Below are 6,587 nucleotides of genomic sequence, written 5' to 3' on the forward strand. Positions count from 1 at the left end.
AACTCAAGTTGGTCACAAACATTCTGAATCGAGCGATTGCGCAGTAATCCAATCCCTAAAACTAGCCAAACAGCCTGCTCAGCGGGAAAGCGACGTTTACGCAAAGAAGCGCGTCCGGTTTGTTTGACTGCTTCTTCAACCCACTCAAGAGGAATGTGTTTAGAGAATGCGTTGATAGGGTGGTCTTGGCAAAACTCAGCGGTGATGTGTAACTCTTTCAAAAACTCAGACATAAAAAATCGGCCTCAACAATGTTGAGGCCGATTATGAAGCCTGCGTAGGATCGTTCAATGACTTAAAACGATCGGCATTAAGTCTCGTACTGGGGTTTTTTCATTTTCTTGAACCAAGTCTGTTAAACTTATTACTAGATTTTAAAGTTTGCAGCTTTCGTTTATCTTTTACTCTTCGATAGACGATAACCCACAAAAGGAAAGAAGCCTGTGCCGACAGACAGTTTTGGTGCGGATGTAATTGTCGAAAGTGACTTCATTGAGGTCAATCCATTCACAGTACAAGACCGCGTGATACTCAAATCTTACGAAGCCGTTGTTGACGGTTTAGCCGCGTTGATTGGTCAGCACTGTGAAATCGTGTTGCACTCACTGGAAAACTTGAACACGTCGGCCATCAAAATTGCCAATGGTGAAAACACAGGCCGCCAAGTGGGTTCGCCGATCACTGACCTTGCTTTACGTATGCTTCGTGACATTGAAGGTTCAGAGCGGAACTTCTCTCGTGCTTATTTTACGCGTGCGAAGGGTAATACCTTGATGAAATCCATCACGGTCGCTATTCGTAATGCGGACAACCGCGTGATCGGTTTATTGTGTATCAACATTAACTTGGATGCGCCGTTCTCCCAGGTGCTTCAGGCATTTATGCCGACTGAAGAAGCGCGCCAAGCGGCATCCTCGGTGAATTTCGCCAGTGATGTGGACGAATTGGTTGACCAAACGGTTGAGCGTACGATTGAAGAAATCAACGCAGACAAGTCGGTATCGAACAATACGAAGAACCGTCAGATCGTGATGGAGCTTTACGATAAAGGCATTTTCGATATCAAAGACGCCATCAACCGTGTGGCAGATCGCCTAAACATTTCCAAGCACACTGTGTATCTCTACATCCGTCAACGCAAAGGCGAGGAAGGGGAAAAATGAGCCTCAATTATGTGTTAGTGGTGAGTGCGCCAGTTTATGGTCGCCAAGCATCACTTTCCGCATACCGCTTCGCGCAAGCTGTGATTGAACAAGGACACACGCTGACGCGTGTGTTTTTCTATCAAGATGGTGTGTCGAATGCATCGTCTTTGACTGTGCCTGCAAACGATGAATTTGATTTGGTCGCCGCGTGGCAGGCCTTGTCATCAGAGCATGGTGTGGAACTTGAAACCTGCGTTGCGGCGGCATTGCGCCGCGGCCAAATCAGTGATGACGAAGCCAAACAGCATGCGTTGCCAACATCCAATATGGCAAAGGGCTTTACCCAAGCAGGATTGGGTGGTTTGTCAGAATCGTTATTAACCGCTGATCGCGTTGTGCAGTTTTAGGTGGCCCATGAGTAAACTCGGTTTCGTTTTTTCTACTGCACCACATGGATCTGCAAGCGGGCGAGAAGGTCTCGATGCCGTTCTTTCGACCTCCAATTACAGCGAAAACATTGCGTTGTTCTTTGTGGGTGATGGCGTTTTCCAACTTCTCGCGAACCAACAGCCTGATGTGGTGCTCAGCCGCGACTATATTTCAACGTTTAAAATGCTGTCGTTGTGTGATGTCGAAGAAATCTATGTTTGTGAGCAGTCTTTAGCAGAAAGAGGCTTAACGAACACGGCACTTATCATCGATGCAGATGTTGTCGAACGCAGCGTGATTGCGTCGCAATTGACTGAATGTGTCAAAGTCCTCCAGTTTTAGGTGCATCGGATGTTACATACGCTTTATACCTCACCGTATTCTTCATCTTCATTGAAGCTTTGCCTCGATTATGCGCAAGCGCCGAGCGCGATCCTTCTTGCTGAAGATGCTGTCGTTGCCGCTATTGAGCAAGGAGAGTGGTTTCTGCCACTTCTTTCTTCAAATCATCGAATTTACGTACTGCAGGAAGATGTTCAAGCAAGAGGACTGGAAGGAAAAATTTCCAGTGAGTTTGAAGTTATTGATATTAAAGACTTTGTTTGTTTGACGGAGCAGCATGTCACGCAAATGAAATGGTGAATATCGCCACGATCAGCTAGCGTAAAGACGTAATATCTCGGTGTTTACAAAATGCACTGAACATTGATCGTTGTATAAATCTTGACACCTAAATAGACGACGCATAAAATTTCGCGTCCCTACTTTTGTGGGGCATAGATTTTTCACACTTATACGTAAGTAATATCAGGAGCTATTTAATGGCAACTATTAACCAGCTGGTACGCAAACCACGCATCAAGCAAGTTGCTAAAAGCAACGTGCCTGCGCTGGAAGCGTGTCCGCAAAAACGTGGTGTTTGTACTCGTGTTTACACCACTACGCCTAAAAAACCTAACTCGGCACTACGTAAAGTATGTCGTGTTCGCTTGACCAACGGTTTTGAAGTTACTTCATACATCGGTGGTGAAGGTCACAACCTTCAAGAGCACAGCGTTGTTCTAATCCGCGGCGGTCGTGTAAAAGACCTTCCAGGTGTGCGTTACCACACCGTCCGTGGTGCGCTTGACTGTGCAGGCGTTAACGACCGTAAACAAGGTCGTTCTAAGTACGGTGTGAAGCGTCCTAAGTCTTAATGGAATCCGTTAAGTAAGGCCAAACACTAATTAATTTGTAATTTTGAAAAAACTGAAAAGTTTTGGATAAAACCTGAAGAAGACAACGGAGAATTCCATGCCACGTCGTCGCGTAATTGGTCAGCGTAAAATCCTTCCGGATCCTAAGTTCGGATCAGAGCTGCTGGCAAAATTTGTAAACATCGTAATGGTTGACGGTAAAAAGTCGACTGCTGAAAAAATCGTTTATGGTGCATTGGACATCATGGCTGAGCGTTCTGGTAAAGATCACCTAGCCCTGTTTGAACTAGCTCTTGATAACGTTCGCCCTGCGGTAGAAGTTAAATCTCGCCGTGTTGGTGGTTCAACTTACCAAGTACCTGTAGAAGTACGTCCGGTTCGCCGTAACGCACTTGCTATGCGTTGGTTGGTTGAAGCTGCGCGTAAGCGTGGTGAAAAATCTATGGCTCAACGTCTAGCTAATGAAATGCTAGATGCATCTGAGAACAAAGGTACTGCGGTTAAGAAACGTGAAGACGTTCACCGTATGGCTGACGCTAACAAAGCGTTTGCTCATTACCGCTGGTAATACCTTTTTAGGCGCGGCATTTGCCGCGCCTAAATCACATTCTAAGGTTGACCTTAGTAAGAGGATACTACTGTGGCTCGTAAGACCCCGATTGAGCGCTACCGTAACATCGGTATTTGTGCTCACGTAGACGCAGGTAAAACTACAACAACAGAGCGTATCCTGTTTTATACCGGTCTTTCTCACAAAATTGGTGAAGTGCACGATGGTGCCGCAACCATGGACTGGATGGAGCAGGAGCAGGAACGTGGTATCACTATCACATCCGCTGCGACTACCACCTTCTGGCATGGTATGGATGCACAATTCGCTGAGCATCGCATCAATATCATCGATACCCCTGGACACGTTGATTTCACCATTGAAGTTGAACGTTCATTGCGCGTATTGGATGGTGCAGTCGTTGTATTCTGTGGCTCTTCTGGTGTTGAACCTCAGTCTGAGACTGTTTGGCGTCAAGCCGACAAATATCAAGTTCCTCGTATGGTTTTCGTCAATAAGATGGACCGTACAGGCGCAGACTTTTTGCGCGTAGTTAATCAGATTAAAGATCGACTAGGTGCTAACCCTGTTCCTATTCATTTGAATATTGGCGCAGAAGATGAGTTTCGCGGTGTAATCGACCTTATCAAAATGAAGGCGATTAACTGGAACGAAGCTGATCAGGGAATGACCTTCAGTTATGAAGAGATCCCTGCTGACATGCAAGAGCTGGCTGAAGAGTGGCATCAAAACCTTATTGAAGCGGCTGCTGAAGCAAATGAAGAGCTGATGGATAAATACCTCGAAGACGGGGAATTGACTGAAGCCGAAATCAAGCAAGCTTTGCGTGAACGCACATTAAACAACGAAATCGTACTGGCAACTTGTGGTTCTGCATTTAAGAACAAAGGTGTTCAGGCGGTGCTAGATGCTGTTGTTGAATTCCTTCCTTCACCGGTAGACGTGAAAGCGATCAATGGTGAAGACGAAGATGGCAATGTGATCGACCGTCATGCTGACGATAACGAACCATTTGCAGCACTAGCATTCAAAATCGCCACTGACCCATTTGTGGGCACATTAACCTTCCTGCGTGTCTATTCAGGAGTGGTTAATACGGGCGACACAGTTTATAACTCTGTGAAGCAAAAACGTGAGCGTTTTGGCCGTATCGTTCAGATGCACTCAAATAAACGTGAAGAGATCAAAGAGATCCGCGCGGGTGACATCGCGGCAGCAATTGGTCTGAAAGACGTGACGACAGGAGACACACTTTGTGCTCTAGAATCTAAAGTGATTCTGGAACGTATGGAGTTCCCTGAGCCTGTTATTCAGATCGCTGTTGAGCCTCGCTCACAAGCTGATCAAGAAAAAATGGGTATCGCGCTGGGTAAACTGGCAGCAGAAGATCCATCGTTCCGCGTTGAAACTGACATTGAATCAGGGCAAACCCTGATCTCTGGTATGGGCGAATTGCACCTCGACATCATTGTTGACCGCATGCGCCGTGAGTTCAGCGTTGAATGTAACGTAGGTAAGCCTCAGGTGGCATACCGTGAAACCATCCGTGGAAATGCTGAAGTCGAAGGCAAGTTCGTTAAGCAATCTGGTGGTCGCGGTCAGTATGGTCATGTATGGATCAAACTGGAGCCGTCTGAACTTGGCGAAGGCTTTGTCTTCGTTGATGAAATCGTTGGTGGTTCAGTACCAAAAGAGTACATCAGTTCAGTGGCTAAGGGCATTGAAGAGCAGATGAGTAGTGGTGTCCTTGCCGGTTACCCAGTACTTGACGTGAAAGCCACGTTGTTTGATGGCTCTTATCATGATGTTGACTCCAACGAAATGGCGTTTAAAATCGCTGCATCTATGGCCTTTAAGAAAGGAGCGCTTGAAGCGCAACCTGTTATTCTTGAGCCAATGATGAAAGTGGAAATCACCACTCCAGAAGACTGGATGGGTGATGTAGTGGGTGACTTGAATCGCCGCCGTGGTTTGATTTCTGGTATGGACGATGGTCCTGCTGGCTTGAGAATCATTCGCGCACAGGTACCGCTGGCTGAGATGTTTGGTTACGCAACTGACTTGCGTTCAGCGACTCAGGGCCGCGCATCTTACTCTATGGAATTCAGTGAATACGCTGATGTTCCAAAGAACGTTGCTGATTCAATCATCGCACAGCGTTGTTGATTAGTAGCTTTGATGCTGGCATTGTTCGCCAGCATTGATAAAAACTTCTGATCGCACTTACGACGGTAGGTGCGGCTCATAACTAGGAAGGAACACGATCGTGTCTAAAGAAAAATTTGAACGTACGAAACCGCACGTTAACGTTGGTACTATCGGCCACGTTGACCACGGTAAAACTACTCTAACTGCAGCAATCTGTACTGTACTTTCTAAAGTATACGGCGGTTCTGCACGTGACTTCGCATCTATCGATAACGCTCCAGAAGAGCGCGAGCGCGGTATCACCATCTCTACGTCACACGTAGAATACGATACTCCTACTCGTCACTACGCACACGTAGACTGCCCAGGACACGCCGATTATGTTAAAAACATGATCACCGGTGCTGCGCAAATGGACGGTGGTATCCTAGTTGTTGCGGCAACTGATGGTCCTATGCCACAAACTCGTGAGCACATCCTTCTAGGTCGCCAAGTTGGTATTCCTTACATCCTTGTTTTCATGAACAAGTGTGACATGGTTGACGACGAAGAGCTGCTAGAGTTGGTTGAGATGGAAGTTCGTGAACTTCTTTCTGAGTACGACTTCCCAGGCGACGATTGCCCAGTAATTCAAGGTTCTGCACTAGGTGCATTGAACGGTGAAGAGCAGTGGGAAGCGAAAATCGTTGAGCTAGCTGAAGCACTGGATTCTTACATCCCAGAGCCAGAGCGTGCTATCGATAAGCCATTCATCCTGCCAATCGAAGACGTATTCTCAATCCAAGGCCGTGGTACTGTTGTAACGGGTCGTGTTGAGCAAGGTATCGTACGCGTAGGTGACGAAGTTGCTATCGTTGGTATCGTAGACACCATCACCACTACTTGTACTGGTGTTGAGATGTTCCGTAAACTTCTTGACGAAGGCCGTGCTGGTGAGAACGTTGGTGTTCTTCTACGTGGTACTAAGCGTGATGAAGTTCAACGTGGTCAAGTACTTGCTAAGCCAGGTTCAATCACTCCACACACTACTTTCACGTCAGAAATCTACGTTCTGTCGAAAGATGAAGGCGGCCGTCATACTCCGTTCTTCAAAGGCTA

Annotated in this window: 9 protein-coding genes; 8 read left to right on the forward strand and 1 reads right to left on the reverse strand. The window is 46.8% G+C overall.

Going from position 1 to position 6,587, the window contains the following annotated elements:
- Window positions 1–233, reverse strand: a 233-nt coding sequence (locus BM082_RS24315; RefSeq protein WP_208862534.1) for a transposase domain-containing protein, incomplete at its 3' end; no start/stop codon positions are given.
- A 210-nt stretch (window positions 234–443) separates the two neighbouring features.
- Here BM082_RS24315 and BM082_RS24320 point away from each other — a divergent pair.
- The 8 genes from BM082_RS24320 to tuf form a co-directional block, all read left to right on the forward strand.
- Window positions 444–1,163 carry a helix-turn-helix transcriptional regulator gene (locus BM082_RS24320; protein WP_017010449.1) on the forward strand — a complete coding sequence of 240 codons (720 nt, stop codon included), beginning with the start codon at window positions 444–446 and terminating at the stop codon, window positions 1,161–1,163.
- Window positions 1,160–1,552, forward strand: a complete 393-nt coding sequence (gene tusD / locus BM082_RS24325) for a sulfurtransferase complex subunit TusD (RefSeq protein ID WP_017010448.1) — start codon at window positions 1,160–1,162, stop codon at window positions 1,550–1,552. Before BM082_RS24320 ends, tusD begins: the two co-directional genes overlap by 4 nt.
- A gap of 7 nt (window positions 1,553–1,559) precedes the next feature.
- Window positions 1,560–1,916 carry a sulfurtransferase complex subunit TusC gene (gene tusC, locus BM082_RS24330; protein ID WP_017010447.1) on the forward strand — a complete coding sequence of 119 codons (357 nt, stop codon included), beginning with the start codon at window positions 1,560–1,562 and terminating at the stop codon, window positions 1,914–1,916.
- 9 nt (window positions 1,917–1,925) lie between these two features.
- Window positions 1,926–2,216, forward strand: a complete 291-nt coding sequence (gene tusB / locus BM082_RS24335) for a sulfurtransferase complex subunit TusB (protein WP_074928963.1) — start codon at window positions 1,926–1,928, stop codon at window positions 2,214–2,216.
- Window positions 2,217–2,395: 179 nt separating this feature from the next.
- Window positions 2,396–2,770: a 30S ribosomal protein S12 gene (gene rpsL, locus BM082_RS24340; RefSeq protein ID WP_002535163.1), complete on the forward strand. Its 375-nt coding sequence runs from the start codon at window positions 2,396–2,398 to the stop codon at window positions 2,768–2,770.
- A 97-nt stretch (window positions 2,771–2,867) separates the two neighbouring features.
- A complete protein-coding gene (gene rpsG, locus BM082_RS24345; RefSeq protein WP_017010445.1) occupies window positions 2,868–3,338 on the forward strand; it encodes a 30S ribosomal protein S7 in 471 nt (156 codons plus the stop codon).
- 72 nt (window positions 3,339–3,410) lie between these two features.
- Window positions 3,411–5,507 (forward strand): elongation factor G, encoded by a 2,097-nt coding sequence (fusA, locus tag BM082_RS24350; protein ID WP_017010444.1) that lies wholly within the window; start codon window positions 3,411–3,413, stop codon window positions 5,505–5,507.
- A 100-nt stretch (window positions 5,508–5,607) separates the two neighbouring features.
- Window positions 5,608–6,587: elongation factor Tu (tuf, locus tag BM082_RS24355; RefSeq protein ID WP_074928964.1), on the forward strand; the 980-nt coding region annotated here is incomplete at its 3' end.

This window comes from Enterovibrio norvegicus DSM 15893 (assembly GCF_900115495.1).
Lineage (GTDB): Bacteria > Pseudomonadota > Gammaproteobacteria > Enterobacterales > Vibrionaceae > Enterovibrio > Enterovibrio norvegicus.